Origin of the sequence: Microbispora hainanensis, from assembly GCF_036186745.1 — a bacterium.
GTDB lineage: Bacteria > Actinomycetota > Actinomycetes > Streptosporangiales > Streptosporangiaceae > Microbispora.
In genome coordinates this window covers 1,154,534-1,173,298 of sequence record NZ_CP108086.1, presented here as the reverse complement: position 1 = coordinate 1,173,298, position 18,765 = coordinate 1,154,534, and the positions used below count along the sequence as shown (strand labels likewise).

General features: G+C 73.5%; 19 protein-coding genes and 1 pseudogene. 5 read left to right on the top strand and 15 right to left on the bottom strand.

Annotation, left to right across the window (positions count from 1 at the left end; genetic code table 11):
• Positions 1 to 27 precede the first annotated feature (27 nt).
• Positions 28 to 804, top strand: coding sequence for a WecB/TagA/CpsF family glycosyltransferase (locus tag OHB01_RS05300; RefSeq protein WP_328855013.1), 777 nt, complete (start codon positions 28 to 30; stop codon positions 802 to 804).
• On the opposite strand, the gene OHB01_RS05295 is transcribed toward OHB01_RS05300, so the two are convergent.
• The 5 genes from OHB01_RS05295 to OHB01_RS05275 form a co-directional block, all read right to left on the bottom strand.
• Positions 801 to 1,175, bottom strand: coding sequence for a DoxX family protein (locus tag OHB01_RS05295; RefSeq protein WP_328709144.1), 375 nt, complete (start codon positions 1,173 to 1,175; stop codon positions 801 to 803). The genes OHB01_RS05300 and OHB01_RS05295 overlap by 4 nt on opposite strands.
• 123 nt (positions 1,176 to 1,298) lie before the next feature.
• Positions 1,299 to 1,571, bottom strand: coding sequence for a hypothetical protein (locus tag OHB01_RS05290; RefSeq protein WP_205830891.1), 273 nt, complete (start codon positions 1,569 to 1,571; stop codon positions 1,299 to 1,301).
• Positions 1,568 to 2,014, bottom strand: a complete 447-nt coding sequence (locus tag OHB01_RS05285) for a prevent-host-death family protein (RefSeq protein WP_185949060.1) — start codon at positions 2,012 to 2,014, stop codon at positions 1,568 to 1,570. Before OHB01_RS05285 ends, OHB01_RS05290 begins: the two co-directional genes overlap by 4 nt.
• A 14-nt stretch (positions 2,015 to 2,028) precedes the next feature.
• Positions 2,029 to 3,285 carry an RNA polymerase sigma factor gene (locus OHB01_RS05280; protein ID WP_142650767.1) on the bottom strand — a complete coding sequence of 419 codons (1,257 nt, stop codon included), beginning with the start codon at positions 3,283 to 3,285 and terminating at the stop codon, positions 2,029 to 2,031.
• Complete coding sequence (locus tag OHB01_RS05275; protein ID WP_142624671.1) at positions 3,282 to 3,596, bottom strand: YciI family protein; 315 nt, start codon at positions 3,594 to 3,596, stop codon at positions 3,282 to 3,284. Before OHB01_RS05275 ends, OHB01_RS05280 begins: the two co-directional genes overlap by 4 nt.
• A gap of 232 nt (positions 3,597 to 3,828) precedes the next feature.
• On the opposite strand from OHB01_RS05275, the gene OHB01_RS05270 reads away from it, so the two are divergent.
• Positions 3,829 to 5,049 (top strand): MFS transporter, encoded by a 1,221-nt coding sequence (locus OHB01_RS05270; protein ID WP_168066386.1) that lies wholly within the window; start codon positions 3,829 to 3,831, stop codon positions 5,047 to 5,049.
• A 26-nt stretch (positions 5,050 to 5,075) separates the two neighbouring features.
• On the opposite strand, the gene OHB01_RS05265 is transcribed toward OHB01_RS05270, so the two are convergent.
• From OHB01_RS05265 to OHB01_RS05255, 3 genes are all read right to left on the bottom strand, one after another.
• A complete protein-coding gene (locus OHB01_RS05265; protein WP_328855012.1) occupies positions 5,076 to 5,933 on the bottom strand; it encodes a bifunctional 5,10-methylenetetrahydrofolate dehydrogenase/5,10-methenyltetrahydrofolate cyclohydrolase in 858 nt (285 codons plus the stop codon).
• Positions 5,930 to 6,550, bottom strand: coding sequence for a cyclodeaminase/cyclohydrolase family protein (locus OHB01_RS05260; RefSeq protein WP_328855011.1), 621 nt, complete (start codon positions 6,548 to 6,550; stop codon positions 5,930 to 5,932). Before OHB01_RS05260 ends, OHB01_RS05265 begins: the two co-directional genes overlap by 4 nt.
• 193 nt (positions 6,551 to 6,743) lie before the next feature.
• Entirely contained in the window at positions 6,744 to 7,691 is a 948-nt protein-coding gene (locus OHB01_RS05255) for an EamA family transporter (protein WP_328855010.1), read from the bottom strand.
• Between the two features lie 110 nt (positions 7,692 to 7,801).
• On the opposite strand from OHB01_RS05255, the gene OHB01_RS05250 reads away from it, so the two are divergent.
• Positions 7,802 to 8,302, top strand: a complete 501-nt coding sequence (locus OHB01_RS05250) for a MarR family winged helix-turn-helix transcriptional regulator (RefSeq protein ID WP_142650761.1) — start codon at positions 7,802 to 7,804, stop codon at positions 8,300 to 8,302.
• Between the two features lie 205 nt (positions 8,303 to 8,507).
• Positions 8,508 to 8,915, top strand: coding sequence for an ASCH domain-containing protein (locus OHB01_RS05245; RefSeq protein WP_142650760.1), 408 nt, complete (start codon positions 8,508 to 8,510; stop codon positions 8,913 to 8,915).
• Between the two features lie 291 nt (positions 8,916 to 9,206).
• On the opposite strand, the gene OHB01_RS05240 is transcribed toward OHB01_RS05245, so the two are convergent.
• Genes OHB01_RS05240 through OHB01_RS05215 form a run of 6 tightly spaced genes read right to left on the bottom strand, consistent with a single transcriptional unit; the run spans position 9,207 to position 16,056 of the window.
• Positions 9,207 to 10,130, bottom strand: coding sequence for a sulfotransferase (locus OHB01_RS05240; protein WP_328709147.1), 924 nt, complete (start codon positions 10,128 to 10,130; stop codon positions 9,207 to 9,209).
• Positions 10,127 to 11,527 (bottom strand): lipopolysaccharide biosynthesis protein, encoded by a 1,401-nt coding sequence (locus OHB01_RS05235; protein ID WP_328855009.1) that lies wholly within the window; start codon positions 11,525 to 11,527, stop codon positions 10,127 to 10,129. Before OHB01_RS05235 ends, OHB01_RS05240 begins: the two co-directional genes overlap by 4 nt.
• Positions 11,494 to 12,348, bottom strand: a complete 855-nt coding sequence (locus tag OHB01_RS05230) for a sulfotransferase domain-containing protein (RefSeq protein WP_142650758.1) — start codon at positions 12,346 to 12,348, stop codon at positions 11,494 to 11,496. Before OHB01_RS05230 ends, OHB01_RS05235 begins: the two co-directional genes overlap by 34 nt.
• Entirely contained in the window at positions 12,345 to 13,358 is a 1,014-nt protein-coding gene (locus OHB01_RS05225) for a hypothetical protein (protein WP_328855008.1), read from the bottom strand. The genes OHB01_RS05230 and OHB01_RS05225 overlap by 4 nt, the downstream gene beginning before the upstream one ends.
• On the bottom strand, positions 13,355 to 14,752 hold the full coding sequence (locus OHB01_RS05220) for a hypothetical protein (protein WP_328855007.1): 1,398 nt from the start codon (positions 14,750 to 14,752) through the stop codon (positions 13,355 to 13,357). The genes OHB01_RS05225 and OHB01_RS05220 overlap by 4 nt, the downstream gene beginning before the upstream one ends.
• Positions 14,749 to 16,056 (bottom strand): YveK family protein, encoded by a 1,308-nt coding sequence (locus OHB01_RS05215; RefSeq protein ID WP_328855006.1) that lies wholly within the window; start codon positions 16,054 to 16,056, stop codon positions 14,749 to 14,751. Before OHB01_RS05215 ends, OHB01_RS05220 begins: the two co-directional genes overlap by 4 nt.
• Before the next feature lie 323 nt (positions 16,057 to 16,379).
• Between OHB01_RS05215 and OHB01_RS05210 the strand changes: the two genes are divergently transcribed.
• Entirely contained in the window at positions 16,380 to 17,411 is a 1,032-nt protein-coding gene (locus OHB01_RS05210; protein WP_142650755.1) for a glycoside hydrolase family 26 protein, read from the top strand.
• 84 nt (positions 17,412 to 17,495) lie between these two features.
• Here OHB01_RS05210 and cysC read toward each other — a convergent pair.
• Positions 17,496 to 18,746, bottom strand: a pseudogene (gene cysC / locus OHB01_RS05205) (adenylyl-sulfate kinase); the annotation flags it as partial.
• Between the last annotated feature and the right edge of the window lie 19 nt (positions 18,747 to 18,765).

Sequence of the window (18,765 nt, the reverse complement as noted above, 5' to 3'; positions counted from 1 at the left end):
GCCGCCGCGCGGGCAGGCAGGGTCCGCGTGGGCGGCGTGCTGCTCGACCCGCTCACCGAGGCCCAGGTCGTCGCCCGGGTGATGGCCGCGGCAGAGCGCGGCGCGGGCGGCCACATCGTCACGCCGAACGTGGACATCTGCCGTGCCGCCGCCCGTGATCCCTCGCTGCGTGCGCTGATCGACGCGGCCGAGCTCGCCGTGGCCGACGGCATGCCGCTGGTCTGGGCGTCACGCCTGCTCGGACGCCCACTGCCGGAGCGGGTGACCGGAGCCGACCTGATCTGGTCGCTGACCGGGGCCGCCGCGGCCCGCGGGCTGCCCGTCTACCTGATCGGGGGACCGCCCGGCGTCGCCGTGGCGGCGCGTGACACGCTGTGCGAGCGGCATCAGGGGCTGGTCGTGGCGGGCGTCCACGCTCCGCCGTACGGGTTCGAGACCGACCCGGCGGCGCTGGCAGAGGTGCGGGAGAGACTCGTGGCCGCGCGGCCGTCGCTGGTCTTCGTGGGGCTCGGCTTTCCCCGGCAGGACCGGCTCATCGCGGAGCTGCGGGCCGACCTGCCGGGTGCCTGGTTCGTGGGGTGCGGCGCGGCCATCGCGTTCGCCGCCGGGTCGGTGCGCCGGGCTCCGGGCTGGATGGGCGACCACGGGCTCGAATGGCTGTATCGCCTGATCAGCGAGCCCAAGCGGCTCGCCCGCCGCTATCTGGTCGACGACCTCCCCTTCGCCTGCCGCATCCTGTCCGGCGCCCTGCTGCGCAGGGTCTTCCGGGCGCGGGTCCTGCGGCGCGTACGTAGGAAGGGCTAGAAGGCGTACGGGCCGAAGCGGCCCCAGACGACCACGGCGGCCAGCACCAGGAGCACCAGGTTGACGACGATCACCTGGGTTTCCGCGCGGCGGGCGTGGACGACGACCGCTCCGGCCATGAGCAGGGCGATGCCGAGCGCGGCGAGCGGCGTCAGCACCGGGGCGATGCCCGTGACGGCGGGCAGTACAAGACCGAAGGCGATCAGCACCTCGATGGCCCCGATGCCCTTGATCGCGCCGGCGGGGAAGTTTTCGGTCCAGGCCATGCCGGAGGCGGCCAGCCTCTCCTTCGGCTGGGCGAGCTTCATCACGCCGGCGACGAGGAAGGCGAGAGTGAGCAGGCCGGCTATGACCCACAGGGCGACGTTCATGGAGAGTCCGTTCTTGCGCGACAGCAGAGCGAAATGTAGCGGATGAGCGGGCCACGGCCATCGTCGGCGCATCGCTGTCACGCCTGCCGCGGCCGAACGCGGGACCGGCGGGCCGGTCGCCGGTCATCTCTTCCGTCCACGGTAGGACGCCGCCGCGACCACCCGATGGACGGCGAGCCTCTCAGACGGCCAGGCGGCCACGAAGCCGGTGTTGCCGGTCCGGGTCCTTCTGTGACAACGGGTCCGCGCGTAACGCCTCGAAACAGCGCCGGTGTTCCCGGCAGCCTCGGCGCAGAGGTCGCTCCAGCCCTTGGCGGCCTCGCTGGTGGCGAACCGAAGATGCCACTCGTCGCCGACGGCGGGCGGGGCCACGGCGTCGCCGCGCTTCGGGCTCATGGCGCGAACACCTCGCCGTGGTCCTCGTCCGGCAGTGCGCGCGTGAGCTGTTCGGTCAGTGCCGGATCGGCCAGGATCCGGGCCGTGGCCCGCCATTCGACGACGACCCGGTGCAGCGTGGCGTGAACGTCCAGATCGATCGCGTCGTGAGTGGCGTCGACAAGGTCCCGCACGAACTGCTGCTTCTCCTCGTCGTTCAGGTGCCGCACCCAGGGAAATACGACGGGAAGGGCGTGCAGCACGGCACGGATGCCCTCGTCATCGGCGAGGAGCGCCGCGACCATGCGGGCGGCGACTTCGGCGGTCTCCTCCCGTTGCCGGTCATGCCGGGCGGTGGAGATGAACGGGTCCTCTCCGTCGCGGCGCCGCCCGCACCGCCGGGCCGCCTCGGGGGCACGGTCCCCAGCGACCGGGGGCAGGCGCCCGGCCGGCAGGGGCCGCACGACCGGGCAGCCTGTCAGGTCCCACCGGTCTCGGCACGTCTGCGGGCGAGGTACCGGCGCTCCGCGTCGGTCGGCGCGAGCGCCAGGGCCTCCTCGTAGGCCTGCGCCGCGTCCGCCGTACGGCCCAGCCTGCGCAGCAGGTCGGCACGGGTCGCGGCGAGCAGATGGTGCCCGGCCAGCGCGCCGCCCGCCCGCAGTTCGTCGACCAGCCGCAGACCCGCGAGGGGGCCGTCGGCCATCGCGACTGCCACCGCCCGGTTCAACTCGACGACCGGAGACGGCGCCAGCCGTGCGAGCCGTGCGTAAAGACCGGCGATCTGCGGCCAGTCGGTGTCGTCCGGGTCGAGGGCGGTGGCGTGACAGGCGGCGATGGCCGCCTGCACCTGGTAGGGCCCGGGACGGCGGCACGCCAACGCGTTGTCCAGCAGCCGCAGCCCCTCGTCGATCTCGTCGTGGTCCCACTGCGCGCGGTCCTGGAACTCCAGGGTGACGATGTCGCCCGCCGCGTCGAACCGGGCCACGCGCCGTGAGTCCTGCAGCAGCATCAGCGCGAGCAGCCCCTGCGCCTCGGGCTCGCCCGGCATCAGCCCGGCGAGCACCCGGGCCAGCCGGATGGCCTCGGCGGTCAGCTCCGGCCGGGCGGGACTCGGCCCGCCGCTGGCCGAGTATCCCTCGGTGAACAGGACGTACAGCACGCCGAGCACGCCCGCCGTCCGCTCGGCCAATAGGTGCGCGGGCGGCACCCCGTAGGGTATGCCCGCGTTGCGGATCTTCTTCTTGGCCCTGACCAGCCGCTGGGCCATGGTCGTCTCCGGCACCATGAACGCCGCGGCGATCTCGGCCGTGGTCAGCCCCGCGAGCGTACGGAGGGTGAGGGCCACCTGCGCCTCCAGCGGCAGGGCCGGGTGACAGCAGGTGAACATCAGGCGCAACCGGTCGTCGGGCACGTGGTCCTCCTCCACGTCCTCCTCCACCGGCTCCGGATCGGGGCCGGCCGGCATGGCCGCGACGGAGCGGAGCCGCGCCACCTCGGTCGTGTCGCGACGGAGTCGGTCCAGCGCCCGGTTGCGGGCCGCCGTGGTGAGCCACGCCCCGGGACGGCGCGGAACGCCGTCCCGGGGCCAGCGGGCGATTGCCTGGGCGAAGGCGTCCTGGGCGCACTCCTCAGCAAGGTCCCAGTCGCCGGTCAGCCGGATGAGCGTGGCGACGACGCGGCCCCACTCCTCGCGGAACGCCTCCTCGACGACCCGGGTGACGTCGGCGCCGCTCATTCCGGCCAGAACGGCCTCACCTCGATCGAACCGAACGACGCCACGGGATGCTTCAGGGCGATCTCGATGGCCTCGTCCAGGTCGGCGCACTCGATGATGTCGAATCCGCCGATCTGCTCCTTGGTCTCGGCGAACGGCCCTTGGGTCACCAGTCCGGCTCGCACCGTCGTAGCGTCGCTGACCGGGCACAGGCGATGCCCGTCGAGGCGCACTCCGCGGCGCTCCGTCTCCTCGATCCACGGCTCGGGGTCGGCCTGCTCGGGGCTGACTTCGACCGACTCCTCGCCGCAGATCAACAGCAGGTATTTCAACGGCTTTCTCCTCCGGACACGGGCCGCCCCGCGCGGCCGCTCTCCTCTACGACGCGGTGAGTCTCCGAAATCGACATCCGATCGCGCCCGGATGTCGAAAATCCGCGTCGGCGCCGTCGTCCTTCCAAGGGGCGCCCGTCGGGAGGCGCCGTACGGGAAGGCGGGACGCATGTCCATAGTGGCTGGGGAAGCCGGCCAGGAGCGACGACGAGAGGGCCGGGAGGGGAGAGCCGTGCGACGGGCACGCGCGGCGGTGACGGCGGTGTTCGCCGTGAACGGCGCGCTGATCGCCTCGCTCGCGGTCCGCACGCCGTCGCTGAAGACGGATCACGATCTGACGGCTGGGCTGCTCGGGCTCCTGACCGCCCTGGTCGCCGTGGCGGCGCTCGCCGCCACGCAGGTCGCCGGGCGCCTCGCGGCGCGGATCGGCAGCGCGTGGGTCGTGCGGATCGCCGCAGTCACGCTTCCCCTCGCCCTGCTCGGAGTGGGCCTCGCCGGCGGACCCGTTCACCTGGCCGCGGCCATGCTCCTCGTCGGCGCCGCGAACGGGCTGCTCGACACGGGCATGAACGCGCAGGCGGTGATGGTCGAACGGGCGGCGCACCGTCCCATCATGAACGGCTGCCACGCGGCATGGAGCATCGGCTCCGTGGCCGGGTCGTTCACCGGCGGGGCCGCAGCGCAGGCGGGTATGTCTCTCACCACGCACTACCTGATCCTGGGAGCGGTCGTGACGGCCGTCGTCCTGGTGGTGGGCAGGGGGCTGCCGGCCGAGGAGTTCTCCGCGGAGCACCCGCCCGCGCGGACGGACGACGGCGCCGGACGGCGAGGATGGCGGGCTGGCTGGACGCGCCGCGTCCTGCTCCTCGGCGCGCTGGGCGCGGCGGTGCTGGCCTGTGAGGGGGCCGTCATCACCTGGAGCGGCGTGTTCCTGCACGAGGACCTCGGCGCCTCGCTGGGCGTGGCCTCGCTCGGCCTCGTCGCCTTCACCGCCTCCCAGACGGCCGGACGGCTGGTGGGCGACCGGTTGTCCGCCCGGCACCCGGCACGGGTCCTGGTGCGGAGCGGCACCGCGCTGGCGGCCGCCGGTCTGACGGCGGTGGTCGTGGCCCCCACGCCGATCCTCGCGGTCGCCGGGTTCGCCCTCGCCGGTCTCGGGCTGGCGACACCGCTGCCACTGATCTTCAGCGCGGCCGGGCACGCGGGCACGGAGGAGGGCGGCACGGGAGCGACCGCCGCGGTCGCCCGGCTCACCACCATGACGTACTCCGCCATGCTGCTCGCTCCGGCGCTCGTCGGCCGCGTCGCACAGGCGCTCGGGCTGACCTGGACGCTGGCGCTGCTGGTGCCGCTGCTGGTGACCGTGGCCTGGAAGGCTCAGGTGGTGGCGCGCCCCCCGTCGAGCGTGGCCCCACCCGTCGTCGCGGCCAGGGTGCCGGACGAGGCGCGTTGACGGCGCGGGGCCGGGGCGGGGCGCGATCAGCCGCGGCCGGCGGCCTGCACGGCGGCTTGCACGGTGTGGCGCAGCAGCAGCGCGGTGGTGACCGGGCCGACCCCGCCGGGCACGGGCGTGAGCGCTCCGGCCTTGTCCGCGACCGCGACCGCGTCGACGTCCCCGACCAGGCCGCCGTCGTCGGTGGGGTTGGTGCCGACGTCCACGACCACCGCCCCGGTCCGTACGTGCTCGGCCGTGATCAGCCCGGCACGGCCGACCGCGGCCACGACCACGTCGGCCGCGGAGGTGACGGCGGGCAGCTCCCGCGTACGGGAGTGGCAGACCGTCACGGTGGCGTTCCGGTCCAGCAGGAGATGGGCGGCGGGTTTGCCGACGACGGTGGACCTGCCGACGACGGCGACGTGGAGGCCGGTCAGGTCGATCTCGTGGTGGTCGAGGATCGCCACGACGGCCTCGGCGGTCGCCGGGGCGAACGCGGGCAGGCCCGCAGCCAGACGGCCCAGCGACAGCGGATTGGCGCCGTCGACGTCCTTCTCGAACGCGATCGCGCCGGCCAGGTCCTCCAGCTTCGCTCCCTGCGGCAGCGGGGTCTGGAGGATGATCCCGTGCACGGTGTCGTCGGCGCTCAGCGCCGTCAGCCTGTCGCGGATCAGGCTCGGGGCGGCATCCGCCCCGAGATCGACGATGTCGCAGGCGATGCCGGCCTTCTCGGCGGCGCGGGCGATCGAGCGTACGTACCAGGCGCTGGACTCGTCCGCCGTGGCGACGACGACCGCGAGCTTCGGCGGTGTGCCGGCCGCGGCGAGCGCGGCGGCCCGCTCGGCGGCCTCGGCCCGGATGGACGCCGCGAGCTCCTTGCCGGACAGCACGCGGGCGCTCACTTGGCGATCTCCTCGCGTACGGCGGCGGTGACCCGTTCGGCCCGCGCGGCGACCTCGTCCACTCCGGCCGCCTCGGCGGCCAGTTCGGCACGGGCGCGCTCGTCCTTGATCCCGCCGAGGTTGATCTCGATGTTCACCCGGGCGGTGGTCGCCGCGGCCCGGGCGGCCTCGGTGGCGGCGGCGATGTCGGAGACGACGTTGCGGTTGCCGATGGGCAGTAGTTCCTCGGCGATGCCGACGGCCTTCCTCGCGACGGCGACCACCTCGGCCGGGACCTTGCCCGCTCCCACCAGCGCCTCGGCGATGGCGGCCGACCGGGCGGCCTTGGCCTCGTCGGTGTCCTTGGGCAGCTTGTACGCCTCGGTGACCGCCGTGAACGCCGCCTCGTCGGCCTCGGCCAGGCGCAGGGCCTCCGCCCGCAGGTCGTCGGTCTCGCCGATGATCCGCTCGATCACGGCCGCGTGCTCGGCGTACTTCTCGCCGGTGGTGTAGCGCGCGACCATGCCCAGCAGCGCCGCGGCCTGCGCGGCCTGCAGGGCCGCTGCGGCGCCACCGCCCGGCGCGGGCACCCGATCGGCGAGGCGGGACAGGAAATCGCTGATCTTCTCGTCGCGCATCGCGCTCGTCCTCCGGTCGTCCTGGTTCGCGCACGCGTGGCACGGTTCGTGCTGGTTCGCGCACGCGTGGCACGGTTCGTGCTGGTTCGCGCACGCGTGGCATGGTTCGTGCGTCGCCACAGCTCCCGCATTGCACGGCCGGGAAAATCCTCCCACGCCCCGCTCGTCACTCCGCGTATGGGGCTCGTTCGTGTCAGCGGGACGGGCTGGCCGTCTGGGCTGCGGGCCGTACGGGCTGGGGCGGGGCCGCGGCGCGCCGGGAAGGCCCGGCCGGGGCCTGGCCGAGGAGAGTGCCGCCGAGGGCGAGGATCATGCCGAGCAACTGGATCGGGCTGAGGGACTGCCCCAGCGCCGCCCAGCCGATGACGGCCGCGGAAACCGGGCTCAGCAGTGCGAGGAAGGCGACGGACGTCGCGGGGAGCCGGGAGATCCCGCGGAACCAGATCCAATAGCCGACCGCGGTGCCGACGATGCCCAGGTAGGCGTACCCGAGCAGGTTCTCGCCGCTCAACGCCGGAGGTGCGCCCTCGATGAGCAGGGCGACGGGAACGAGCAGCAGCCCGCCGGCGGTGAGCTGCCATCCGGTGAGGGCGAGTGCCCCGACCCCCTCCGGGCGGCCCCAGCGCTTGGTCAGCACGGTCCCGGCGGACATGGACGCGGCCCCGGCCAGCCCGGCGAGCACGCCGACCATGTCGAGCCGTGCCTCGGCGCGCAGGACGACCAGCCCGACCCCGACCAGTCCGAGGACTCCGGCGAGCACCTTGCGTGTGGTCGGACGCTCGGCGAGCAGCAGGGCGGCGAAGCCGAGCGCGAACAGCGGGCCCACCGCGCCCAGCACGGCCGCGACGCCGCCGGGCAGCCGGTACGCCGCCAGGAACAGCAGCGGGAAGAACGCCCCGATGTTCAGCACGCCGAGCACCGCGGCCCGCCAGATCCACACGCCGCGCGGCAGCACGCGGCCGATGACCAGCAATGCCAGCCCGGCGGGCAGCGCTCGCATCACCGCGGTGAACATCGGGCGGTCGGGCGGCAGGAACTCCGTGGTCACGGCGTACGTCGAGCCCCAGGCGAGCGGTGTGAGCGCGGTGAGGGCCAGCGTCGCGGCGTGCGGCGCGGAACCGGACCGGGATGCGGCGGACATGCCCATGAAGATTGCTCCTCGTTGATAATCTCAACGTTGAAATAACATCACGCCGAACGCATCGACGTCAAACTGATGAACGTTGAGATACTTAGTGCTTAGGGGTCGCCATGGGTGACGCGGTCGATCTGTTGCTCGCGCAGTGGGCGCGGGAACGGCCTGACCTGGACGTATGGCCGATGGGGATCATGGGCAGGATCAGCCGGCTGTCGCGGCTGCTCGACCGGGAGCTGAAGGAGTTCTTCGCCGCGTACGGCCTGGAGCGCTGGGAGTTCGACGTCCTGGCCACGTTGCGCCGGTCCGGCCCGCCGTACGAACTGTCGGCGGGAGCCCTCAACAAGGCGGCGATGGTGACCTCCGGTGCGATCACCAACCGCATCGACCGGATGGCGGCCAGGGGTCTGGTCGAACGGATCCCCGACTCCGACGACCGGCGGTCGGTCCGGGTGCGGCTCACCGATCGTGGTCTCGCGCTCGTGGACGAGGTGCTGGGGCCGCATGTCGCGAACGAGGCGCGCCTGCTGGCGTCGCTGGACCCCGGGGAGCGCGACCACCTCGCCGGCGCCCTGCGCACCCTCCTCGCCTCTCTCGGCGACACCACCCTCGGTTAATGCCGCTCGTACGGCGGCGCGCGCGGTTTTCCTTTCACGCCGACCAAGATCATGAAAGGATACGGCTTATCCTTTCACGCTCCGGGTGGCGGTGAAAGGATAAGCCGGGGCTCCAACCCGTCTGCCTTGCGCGGACCTCGCGCTCATGAGGGTCGTGAAGCGAAGTTCCGTACGTCTCGGGTGGGTGGCGCGACACTGTGTCCTCATGCGGGGTGAAGAAGAGGCACGGGCAGTCGCCGATGGTCCGCCGGACAAGATCCGTACGCCGCGGAGCGTGCGCGTTCGCTCGATGAACCTGTACCGGCGGTACTTCGATCTCGTCGCCGACGGCAGCAAGACCATCGAGGTCCGGGTCCAATACCCCAAGCTGCGGGACCTCGCCGCAGGCGACTACATCCGATTCACGTGCGGCGGCGACGACGCCCTGACCAAGGTCAAGCGGGTCGCTCGCTATCGCAGTTTTGAGGAGCTACTGGACACCGAAGGCCATGAGAAGGTCGACCCGACCAGCCCGCGAGATCAGCAATCGACCGCCATCCGGCGCATCTATGGACCGGAGAAGGAAGCCCTCGGCGTCCTGGCCATCGAGATCGAGTTGGTCGCCACTACGTGATTACCTGGTCGAACCTGAGCGTGCCGGGCCGTCGCGGCCGGTTCGGCCGCTTCCTCGTGTGACGGCTTTCTGAATGCCTCAGGATGCCTCACCCGGGATTGTCTGCTGATACCTCAGCTCATAGAGATGGCCGCCCTTGATGAGGATGGACACCTCGACCGGGCGCGCTTCGTCCCTGCCGTCTCGTACGCGGGAGGGTGGCGACGGCCCGAGGCCAGTGATCGGTGGCGTCGGCTCATCGCGGGCCGCGCCGGCTGAGCTGCGCTCCCCGCACGCCGGACCGGCGAATGCCTAGCTGGATACGGCTGGATCGGTGGTCAGGGCGCGTACGCGGACGGCGTCGTCGTGGGGGAGGGAGGTCGCGGTGAGCGCCTGCCGGGAGTCCATCGGGCGGTAGGCCGTACGGGACAGGCCGGTCCAGGCGAAGGCGGGGCGAGATCCGGAGCGGGAGGACGTGCAGGCGGCGGTGACCCGGCGGACGGCACGGCCGGTCCAGGGCAGGCCGCACCAGGCGTACAGGTCGCGGAAGCCGTCGAGGGGCGCGGCGCACAGGTCCTCATAACGCACGACCTTGATCCCGGCGGTGCGGCCGGCCACCGTGCCGGTGACCCGCCAAGCGGTCCTCCACAACACCGCCGCCGCGGTGATCACGTCGTGCTCGCCGGCGAAGGGCGCCAGATCGGCCACGTACGGGTGGTCGCGCAGCAGGAGGGGCTGGTCGAGCAGTTCGCGCGCGTCCACCCGCCAGCCGAGCCGCCGCCAGCTCCCGGCGAACGACACGGGGTCGCGGACCACGACGACGACCCGGCAGCCGAGGCGGGCGGCGAACCACTCGGCGGACAGGAGCGCGAACGGATCATCTAGCAGCGCCCGCCTGGCCAGCCGGCGGCCGAGGGTGAAGGCGGTGCCATATTTGGCCATCCGCGCGAGGTCGCCCGGGCCGTGGTTGCGGCGAAGCTCGGCCGCCCAGCCGTAGCGCAGCGCGACCGTACGGGAGAACGCCGCCAGCCAGGGCGTCTCGTTGTCCGGGCAGATGTACTGGAAACGGTGCGTCACGGACGCGTTCAGCACGCCGGGGGAGCGGCCAGGCGGGCGCTGCGGGTTGAGCGGCTCGTTGACGTAGACCAGCCGCCCGCTCGCCGTGAGCATCCGGCCCACCCAGCTCGTGCCGCTGCGCGGCAGGCCGGTGACCAGCACGGGCGGTTCCGCGCTCACGAGGCCGCCCTCGTCGTCCCCGCACCGCCGGCCGCCGCTCCAGCCCCAGTCGCCGCCCCGGTCGTACTCGTACCGCCGGGCGCCTTGGCGGGATCGGCCGAGCGGCCCACACCGAAGGGGAGCAGGCCATAGCGGCGGTGGACCTGGAGGGCGGGCAGCAGGTTCTTCACGAGCACGCCGCCCGACCAGCCCAGCACCGCCCCCAGCGCGCCGTACGCGGGGACGAGCAGCACGTCGAGGCCGATCGTCACGGCGACGGCCGTCGTCACGTTGGCGAGGCTGGCGGCCGTGCGCCCGCCCGCGACGAGCACGACGTCGACCATGCCGCACGCGGTCGCGACCATCATCGTGGCCGACAGGACGATCGCGATCGCGCCGCCGCCGGCGTACGCGGGCCCGAACAGCGGCAGCAGCCACGGCGCGAGCGCCGCGTAGCCCAGCCACAGCGGCCAGGTGAGCACGATCAGCCACCTGGTGGTGGTGCGATAGAGGGCGCGGGCGGCGTCCAGGTCGCCCTCGGCCAGGGCCCTGACCAGCCGCGCCTGCGCGGCCTGGGCGAGCCCCTGACCGGCGAGCTGCCCCAGCACCTTGAACCGGGTCGCCGCCGTGTAGACGGCCGCCGCCGCGGGCCCCGCGAGCAGCGCGACGATCACCACGTCGAGCCGCTGGAACACCGACTGCAGGGCCGCCGCGGCCGACCTCGGCGCGGTGTGCCGCCAGAAGGCCCCCACCTCCCCCACGTCGTACAGCGCGAGCCCGCGCAGCCGTACGGCGGCCAGCACCGCGCCGGCCACGGAGGGAAGCGCCCAGGCGGCGGCCAGCACCGGCGGCGGGGCCCCCGCGAGCACGGCGGCGGTGACGAGGGCGAGCTGCCCGAGCGGCTGCACGGCCCCGGCGAGCAACAGCGTGGGCCGCATCGTGCCGAGGCCGCGGGTGGCGCAGATCAGCACGTCGGACAGGACGACGAACGGCAGGGCGGCGGCCAGCACGATCCAGACGCCGCCGGGCACGCCGGTGAGCCCGGCGAGCGGCCCGGCCGCCACGGCGACCCCGGCGCCGGTCAGCGACGCGAGCGCGGCCACCGGGGCGAGGACCCCGCGGACCAGCCGCCGTCCCCCACCCGGGGTGCGGGCGGAACGGTTGCGGGCCAGGGCGTGGACGAGGCCGTTGCCGGTGTCGAGGCGGACGATGCCCGCGAGCATCAGGCACAGCGCGGTGGCCGTGAAGAACGCCCCGGCGGACGCCGGGGTGAGCGACCGCGTCACCACCAGCACGAGCGCGAACTGCCCTCCCGCGGCGGCGGCCGCCGTGGCCAGCCCGGCCACTCCATGCCGGAGGAGGCCGCCCGGCCGCGACAGGCCGGTCAGCGCCGCCACGAGGGCACCGCTCCCAGCCACGGGACGAGCTGCGCGTCCCATGGCTCGAAGTGCTCCCGAAGCCGCCGATAGACGGACGCGGGCATGGCCTCCCGCGGCCGGGCGTTGTGCCGCTTGAAGTCCACGCCGCCGATCCGGGGCAGCCCGAGGAACCCCAGCACCCGGTCATAAACGGCGGCGGGATCGCGGAACAGCAGCCCGCTGTCGAGGACCAGGATCCGGTCGCGTCCCACGAGCGGCTCCAGCCGGGCCAGTTGCTCGGCGTACCGTCCCCGTGCCAGGTAGGCGTGGTGCCGGTGCTCGTGGCTGGCGTAGCCGGGGATGGTCCGCAGCCGTTCGGCCTCACCGGCGAGGCGCTCGGGCTCCAGCGCGAGGGCGCGCTCGAAGCACGGCTCGGTCTCGAACCCCCGCGCCAGCTCGTGGGCGTGCGCGGAGCAGGCCCGCTCGACCGGGTCGCGGACCAGGACGATCAGCTTGACTCCGGGCAGGTCGGCCGCGATGCGGGCCCCCGCCAGGGGATGGAAGAGGTAGTAGGGGGACGACTCGAACGCCTGCGGGGCATGACCCCATCGATAGCGGAGCGCCCGCGCCCGGGAGGTCAGCGGGAAGTGGGCGCGATACCAGGGCAGCCCTCGCTCGTAGTCCATGTCGAAGTAGTGGACGCCCTTGCGCAGCACGGGCTTCATGACCAGCGGATGCCGGGACAGGGCGCGGTAGAGCGAGGTCGTGCCGCACCGCTGCGCCCCGACGATCAGGAACGACGGCAGCACCCTGCCGCCGCTGGTCAGCCTTCCGGCGGCGTACGACACGGCGTGCGCCGAGTGCTTCAACGGCGCCTTCACAGCAGGCACTCCTCGTGATCGACGAGAGGGTTCAGCCAGACGGCGGGCGGCCCGAGCGGCTCGTGGCCGTCGCGGCGGTGCCGCTCGGCCAGGGTGACCAGGTAGTGGACCGCCGTACGGCGGGCCTGGGCCACCTCGACGCCGAACGGTTCCAGGAGCCCGCCCGCCTGGGCGAGACAGGACCGGGCGGCGACCGGCGGCGGCATCCGGCGCAGCGCCCGGTGGAAGAAGTGGTGCAGGACGTCGAAGCCGAGCGGCACGCCCACCGCGAACCGCTCCCAGTCCCACACGAGCAGCCGCCCGTCCGCCCCGGCGGCGAGGTTCCAGGGGGTGAAGTCGCCGTGCCAGGCCGCGGCGTCCCCGCAGCCCGCCTCGTCGCCGTACGGGCGGATGGCGGCGATCTCCCGTACGGCCGACGCGAGCAGGGGAGCGGGCACACGGCGGGAACCCACACGGCGAGAGTCGACGGGAAGCGGCGACAGCATCAGCACCTCAAGGCCCCGCCACTGGCCGTGATAGAGCACGTCGGGCGGCACGACGACCTTCAACGGCCGCCCGGCGAGCATGCGCAGCACCTCGCTCTCGTAGCGCACCAGCCGCCTGGCCCGCGGCGTGTCGCCGATCTTCACGAATCCCGCGAGCCCCGACTCGTCGTACGCCTCCAGGATCGGCTTGCGGTTGGCGCGGCGGGCGGGCCTGACGTGGACGACGACCCGCATCCGGCGGCCGAGCACGTCGCTGAGGTGCGTCTCGATCGTGTCGGTCCCGCCGGCGACGGGCAGGCCGCGTCCGAGCGCGCGGTGCCACCACGTGCGCGGGACGACCCGCCGGGGCACGAGGCGGTGCGGCACCACGGTGCGGGCCTCCGGCCGGACGCCGGGCCGGACGCCCGGCCGGGCGCCTGGCAGGGCACCGGGGCGGGCACCGGGGCGGGCATCGGGAGGGGAAGGGGGGAACAGCAGGTCCATCACCTCGTCCAGGTAGTGGAGCCGATCGGCCGCGTCCCTCATCGGGCCTCCCCGAGGTCGGATGCCCCTGTGGCGTTGCGCCAGAGCAGGGCGAAGGAGATCAGATACAGGGTCAGGGCGCTGATCAGCCCGTCGTAGACGACCATGTAGAGCAGCACGAGGATCATCACGAGCGTCCCCGCCTTGCCGATGGGCGTCCGGTCGGCCCAGTAGCGCCGCACCGCCCCGGCGAAGAACGCGACGTACAGCAGGGCACCCGTGAAGCCCTGGCTGATCATCAGGAGCCACAGCTGCCCGTCGCTGCCGAGCGGGGGATGGCCGCACTCCGTGCACCACGGGCTGCGGCCCGTCGTCACCGTGCGGTGGCTGCCGTACGCGGTGCGCGTGTTGCCGTAGCCGATGACCGGCGACGTCGCCGCGACCCGGATGGTGGTCGCGACCGTGAACGCGCGGATGCCGTTGCTCTGGGGGTTGTCCAGCCGCTGCGCGACGATCGTGCTCAGCGGCGAAAGCAGGAACGCCGCCGCGGCGACGGCCGCGACCGCTCCGGCCAGCAGGGGGCGTGCGCCCCGGATCATCACATAGGCCGCCGAGATCCCGAGCCCGATCCACAGGCCCCGGTTGAGCGAGTAGACGACCGGCACCGCGGCGGTGGCGAGCGCGAGCACGGCCACCACCCGGCGGTACGGTCCGCCGTAGGTCCACCAGCCGACCACGAACCAGATCACCAGCACCGAGACGTCGGCGCCCCAGGCGTTGGACCACTCGAACGGCGCCTCCGGGCGCGGCGCGGCGTGCCCGAGCACATGCTGGATCTGGGCCGCCGTCGGGTGGATGAGGTTGGCGACGAAGGGATGGCCGCCGATCGCCGGCGGCAGCACCATCTCCAGCGGCGAGGTGAACGCGAAGCCGGGCGCGAACACCCCGAGCAGCCCGCCCCCGACGGCCGTCAGGAACAGCACGCCGAGCCACCTGACCAGGGTGCGCTGCGGCAGCTCGTCGTGGGTGAGGTTGCCCAGGTAGAGCACCATGATCAGGAGGGAGACATAGACGGCCAGCCGCATCAGGTAGCCGATGACCCGGCCGGCGGCGAGCTCGCCGTACGTGCCGTCCGGCGTCTCGGCGAGCGTGAGCGCGCTGATCAGGTAGCCCGTCAGCAGCAGCGCCCACAGGCCGAAGCCCTTCGGCGCGCGGATCGGCCGCCTGCGCCACAGCAGCACTGCCATCGGCACGGCCAGCACCACCACCGACAGCCCGCCCAGGCCGAGCGCCCACCAGACCGGATAACCGAGCAGGTACGCCGCGATCGGCCACGCCGCCCTGACAGAAGGGCGCCTGGTGGGAAGGGCCTGCCACCCGGTTCCGTACGCCGTGACCGGCAGCTGGGGGGCGGCGACCGCCGACGCGGCCGGGGTGCGGGGGCCGGGGATCGTCACGCGCCCCACTCCGCGGTCTCGGGCACGGGCGCGACGAACCCCGGCGGCACGGCGACGGCGCCGAGCACGCGGGCGCCCTGCCGGGCGAGCTGCCGTACGGCCCGGGTGACCTCAGGGGAGGTCGTCCGCCGCAGGCCGACCAGCAGCACGGCGGCGTCGGGATGGGCGGACCGGCCGGTCACGACCGTCACCGGCACCAGGTGCGCCAGCGCGGGGCCGAGGCTCTTGGCGAGCAGCCTGGCCTTTCCCTGTGCGCCGGTGCCGTCCTGGCGTCCCGCTCCCGCGCCTCCTGATCCCGCGCCGTCCTGGCGCGCCGCCCGTGAGCCCTTCTGGCGTCGTGACCGCCCGCCGTCGAGGATGCCCGTCCCCACGCCCTCGACGAGCAGCCGGTGGGGCCCGCCGCCCAGCGACGTGGCGACGGCGGCGGCCATCTCGTCGAGGGCCGCGGAGCTCGGCCTGGCCGGAAGCTCGGCGAGCAGCGGCAGGCCGCACAGCCGTTCGATGTCGGCGCAGGTGCGGATGCGGGTGTCCAGCCGGTCGCGGCAGAACGCGGCCCCTGCCCCGGCGAGCACGCCGAGGAACAGGCCGCTGCCGAGGAAGAGCGGCGGGCTCGGGTAGGACGGGCGGGCGGGCGGCCTGGCGGGGCTGATCACCGTGCCCGGCGTCACCGCGACGGTCTTGAGCGCGTCGTAGCGCAGCGTGAGGTCCGCTGCCTGGCGGGCGAGCAGGGCCTGCCGCCTCGACGTCGCCTGCCCCGCCGTGGTCGTGGTGGTCGTGCCCGCCTTTTCGAGGTCGTCCTCGATCTGGTGCAGCCGCGCGGCGATCAGCCTGAGCTGGCCGCCGATCGCGTCCTCGGCAGCGCGGGCGCGGTTGCGCAGATAGGCCTCCGCGTACGCCTGGGCCCCGGCGGCCGCGGCCCGGGGATCGGACGCCGAGTAAGAAATGGAGAGAACGGCGGAATTGGGAGGGACGTCCACGGTCAGCCGCTCCCGCAATTCCTCCGGATCCGGATATTTCAGTATCGCGGCGGCCAGGGTGGAGACGACCGCCGATCGGGCGATCTGTGATTCGGTGTCGAGATTGAGGATTTCGCGCTGCCGGGAGTTCGGCACGTTGAACTGTTCCTGCGCGCCGGTCGCCGTCACCTGCACCTGGGCGGTCGCGGTGTAACGCGGGGGAGTGAGCACGAGCGCCGCCGTCCCGCCGCCCACTCCGGCGAGCAGGCAGATGACGGCGACCAGGCGCCTGCGCCGGAGCACAGAACCGTATTCTGCAAGGTCGCGGCTGTGCGGCGGCAGGCTCATCGAACTCCCCGTGCCCTCGTGTGTCACGCGGCCACGGCCGGCGGTGGGGCCGCCGGTGCCCCTCCGGATGCGGGAGGGAAAGCCGGGCGCGTTCGCGGTCCCGGCGGCGGTCCGGCGGGATCCGGTCTCGAACTATAAGCCGCCGTGGAGTTTCGTCCCCGGCTATTGCCGAATTCGCGTCCGGCAATGGCCGCTCAATTAGCCGATGAAAACGGAAATATCCGTACACGTGAGATGGGGAAACCGGCCCCGAAGTCACAGGGATTGATGGGATGGTGTTTGCCCATCCGTTCAATGCGTGGTCTGCCGAGAAAGGGGGCGCGATGAGACTCATCGCCGGCTTGGCCGTACTGGTGGCGGGAGCGTGCGCGACGGCGTGCACGGGCACCGCCACGAGCGGGCGGGTGCCGGGGGGCGGCGCCGGGACGAGGCCGGTCGCCTGTGCGGTCACGGACAAGCTCATCCCGACGTGCGGGGCGTGGTGGGGGATCGCGCCCGACGTCTTCTCCGGACGCGGCCCGATCCGCGCCGTGGACATGGCCGAACGGCGCATGGGCCGCCGGGCCGACATCGTGCACGTCTACCACCGGGGCGGGGAGCTCTTCCCCACGATGGAGGAGCGGGTGATCGCCAAGGGGCCCCGGCTGCTGCTGGTGAACTGGAAGCCGGCGCTCGACCGCACCTGGGCCGAGGTCGCGCGTGGTGCGGTGGACGGGCGCATCGACCGGCTCGCCGCGCACATCCGGCGCACCTTTCCCGGCCGGTTCTTCCTCACGATCCACCACGAGCCGGAGAACGACGTGCGTGAGGGCCGCGGCTACTCGCCCGCCGACTACGTCGCGATGTACCGCCACGTCGTGATCCGCCTGCGGCAGCAGGGGGTACGCAACGCGGTGACCGTGATGACCTACATGGGCGCGCCCAACTGGGCGGTCAAGCCGTGGTTCGGCCGGCTCTACCCCGGTGACGACGTGGTCGACTGGGTCGCCTTCGACCCGTACGCGGACGACCGGGTGCGCGACTTCGCCACGCTCGTCGACAAGACGCGGCCCGACGCGCCCGGCTGGCCCGGGTTCTACCGGTGGATGCAGGCCAGGTTCCCGGCCAAGCCGATCATGGTGGCCGAGTGGGGCGCCTTCGAGCGGCGCGGGGCGCCCGCGTTCAAGCGCGATTTCTTCGACTCGGTCCGGCGGCAGATCGGGGACTATCCCCAGATCAAGGCGCTGGTCTACTTCGACTCGCCGCTGGCGCCCCGGGGCGACACCAGGTTCGACACCACGCCGGGCGCCACCCGGGCGTTCGCGGAGCTCGGGCGGCTGCCCCGCTTCACGTCCACCCCGGTGCCGGCCTCCTGAGCCGGCCCGCGCGGAACGTCGCCCCGGCCCGCCGCGTACGGGGCCCGGGATCGGCGTCGCCCTCCCGAGCCGTGGACGCGGGCGTCAGCGGACCCAGCCGCCCGAGGTGACCAGGTTCAGCACGGCGCCGACCGCGCGCTCGATCGTCATGTCCGTGGTGTCGAGGACGAGGTCGGCGTCCTCCGGCTCCTCGTACGGGTCGGAGATCCCGGTGAACTCCGGGATCAGCCCGGCCCGCGCCTTGGCGTACAGGCCCTTGCGGTCGCGGCGCTCGCACTCCTCCAGCGGCGTGGCCACGTGGACGAGCAGGAAGTCGCCGCCGACCTCCTCGACCATCGCCCGCACCTCGTCGCGGGTCGCGGCGTACGGCGCGATGGGCGCGCAGATGGCCAGGCCGCCGTGGCGGGCGACCTCGGCGGCCACGAAGCCGATCCTGCGGATGTTGCGGTCGCGGTCCTCGCGCGAGAACGTGAGCCCCGCCGACAGCATCCGCCGCACCACGTCGCCGTCCAGGTAGGTGACCGTGCGGCCGCCGCGTTCGAGCAGCGCGTCGCGCAGGCCCCGGGCGATCGTCGACTTGCCCGAGCCGGACAGGCCGGTGAAGAACACCACGAGCCCCCGCTTGTGCGGCGGCCCCGGAATGCTGATCGGCGCGGGACCGGCGTAGTGCTCGGTGGCGCCGTAGTTGCGGGCCACGTGCTCGCGGAGTTCGAGGTCGATCTCGGCGTCCTCGCGCGGCGCGAGCGGCACCGCGACCACCGTCGCACCGGGAAGCCGCTCGGCAGCCTTGAGCGCGGCGCGCACCACGGCGGGGCCGCCCTCGCCGAAGACGAGGGGCATGAGGAGCACGGCCGCGTCCAGTTCCTCTGCGGTCGCCGCCACGTCGTCGAGCGTGGGGCCGTCGAGCGGACCGCGCATCGTCACCGCGAGGACCTCGCCGTCCGGCAGGTCCTTGCGGATCTCCTCCGGCGTACGGCGCAGCCGGGCGAACGGGCCGTACGCGGGGGCGTCGAGCGCCTCGACGGGTCCGGCGACGTGGTGGCCGTCCCGCTCCACGACGGTCAGCACCGCGACCGCCGCGCCCTCGGGGTCGCGGAGCGTCACCCGGTCGCCGGGCCCGAACTCGTCCGGCAGCGCGATCGTGATCGGGTCGGGCCAGGACGCCCCTCCGGGCAGCCGCCCGCGCTCGACCACGCTCTCCACCTCGGCCGAGGTGAGGAACCCGGTCAACGGCGCGTACGCCCCGGACAGCAGCAGCTCCAGGTCGGCCAGCTCACGTGCGTCGGGCGTCCACTCGGTCATGGCTTCCGTTTCCGCTCGAATCGGTCGGCGCTCGCTTGAGGTCGCGGCTTTG

What these genes read in the sequence shown, in the direction of transcription:
- OHB01_RS05295 (WP_328709144.1), bottom strand. Translation starts at nt 1,175, where the DNA reads ATGAACGTCGCCCTGTGGGTCATAGCCGGCCTGCTCACTCTCGCCTTC.
- OHB01_RS05245 (WP_142650760.1), top strand. Translation starts at nt 8,508, where the DNA reads ATGCGGGGTGAAGAAGAGGCACGGGCAGTCGCCGATGGTCCGCCGGAC.
- OHB01_RS05260 (WP_328855011.1), bottom strand. Translation starts at nt 6,550, where the DNA reads ATGCGCGACGAGAAGATCAGCGATTTCCTGTCCCGCCTCGCCGATCGG.
- OHB01_RS05215 (WP_328855006.1), bottom strand. Translation starts at nt 16,056, where the DNA reads ATGAGCCTGCCGCCGCACAGCCGCGACCTTGCAGAATACGGTTCTGTG.
- OHB01_RS05290 (WP_205830891.1), bottom strand. Translation starts at nt 1,571, where the DNA reads ATGAGCCCGAAGCGCGGCGACGCCGTGGCCCCGCCCGCCGTCGGCGAC.
- OHB01_RS05210 (WP_142650755.1), top strand. Translation starts at nt 16,380, where the DNA reads ATGAGACTCATCGCCGGCTTGGCCGTACTGGTGGCGGGAGCGTGCGCG.
- OHB01_RS05280 (WP_142650767.1), bottom strand. Translation starts at nt 3,285, where the DNA reads ATGAGCGGCGCCGACGTCACCCGGGTCGTCGAGGAGGCGTTCCGCGAG.
- OHB01_RS05250 (WP_142650761.1), top strand. Translation starts at nt 7,802, where the DNA reads ATGGGTGACGCGGTCGATCTGTTGCTCGCGCAGTGGGCGCGGGAACGG.
- OHB01_RS05255 (WP_328855010.1), bottom strand. Translation starts at nt 7,691, where the DNA reads ATGTCCGCCGCATCCCGGTCCGGTTCCGCGCCGCACGCCGCGACGCTG.
- OHB01_RS05225 (WP_328855008.1), bottom strand. Translation starts at nt 13,358, where the DNA reads ATGAGGGACGCGGCCGATCGGCTCCACTACCTGGACGAGGTGATGGAC.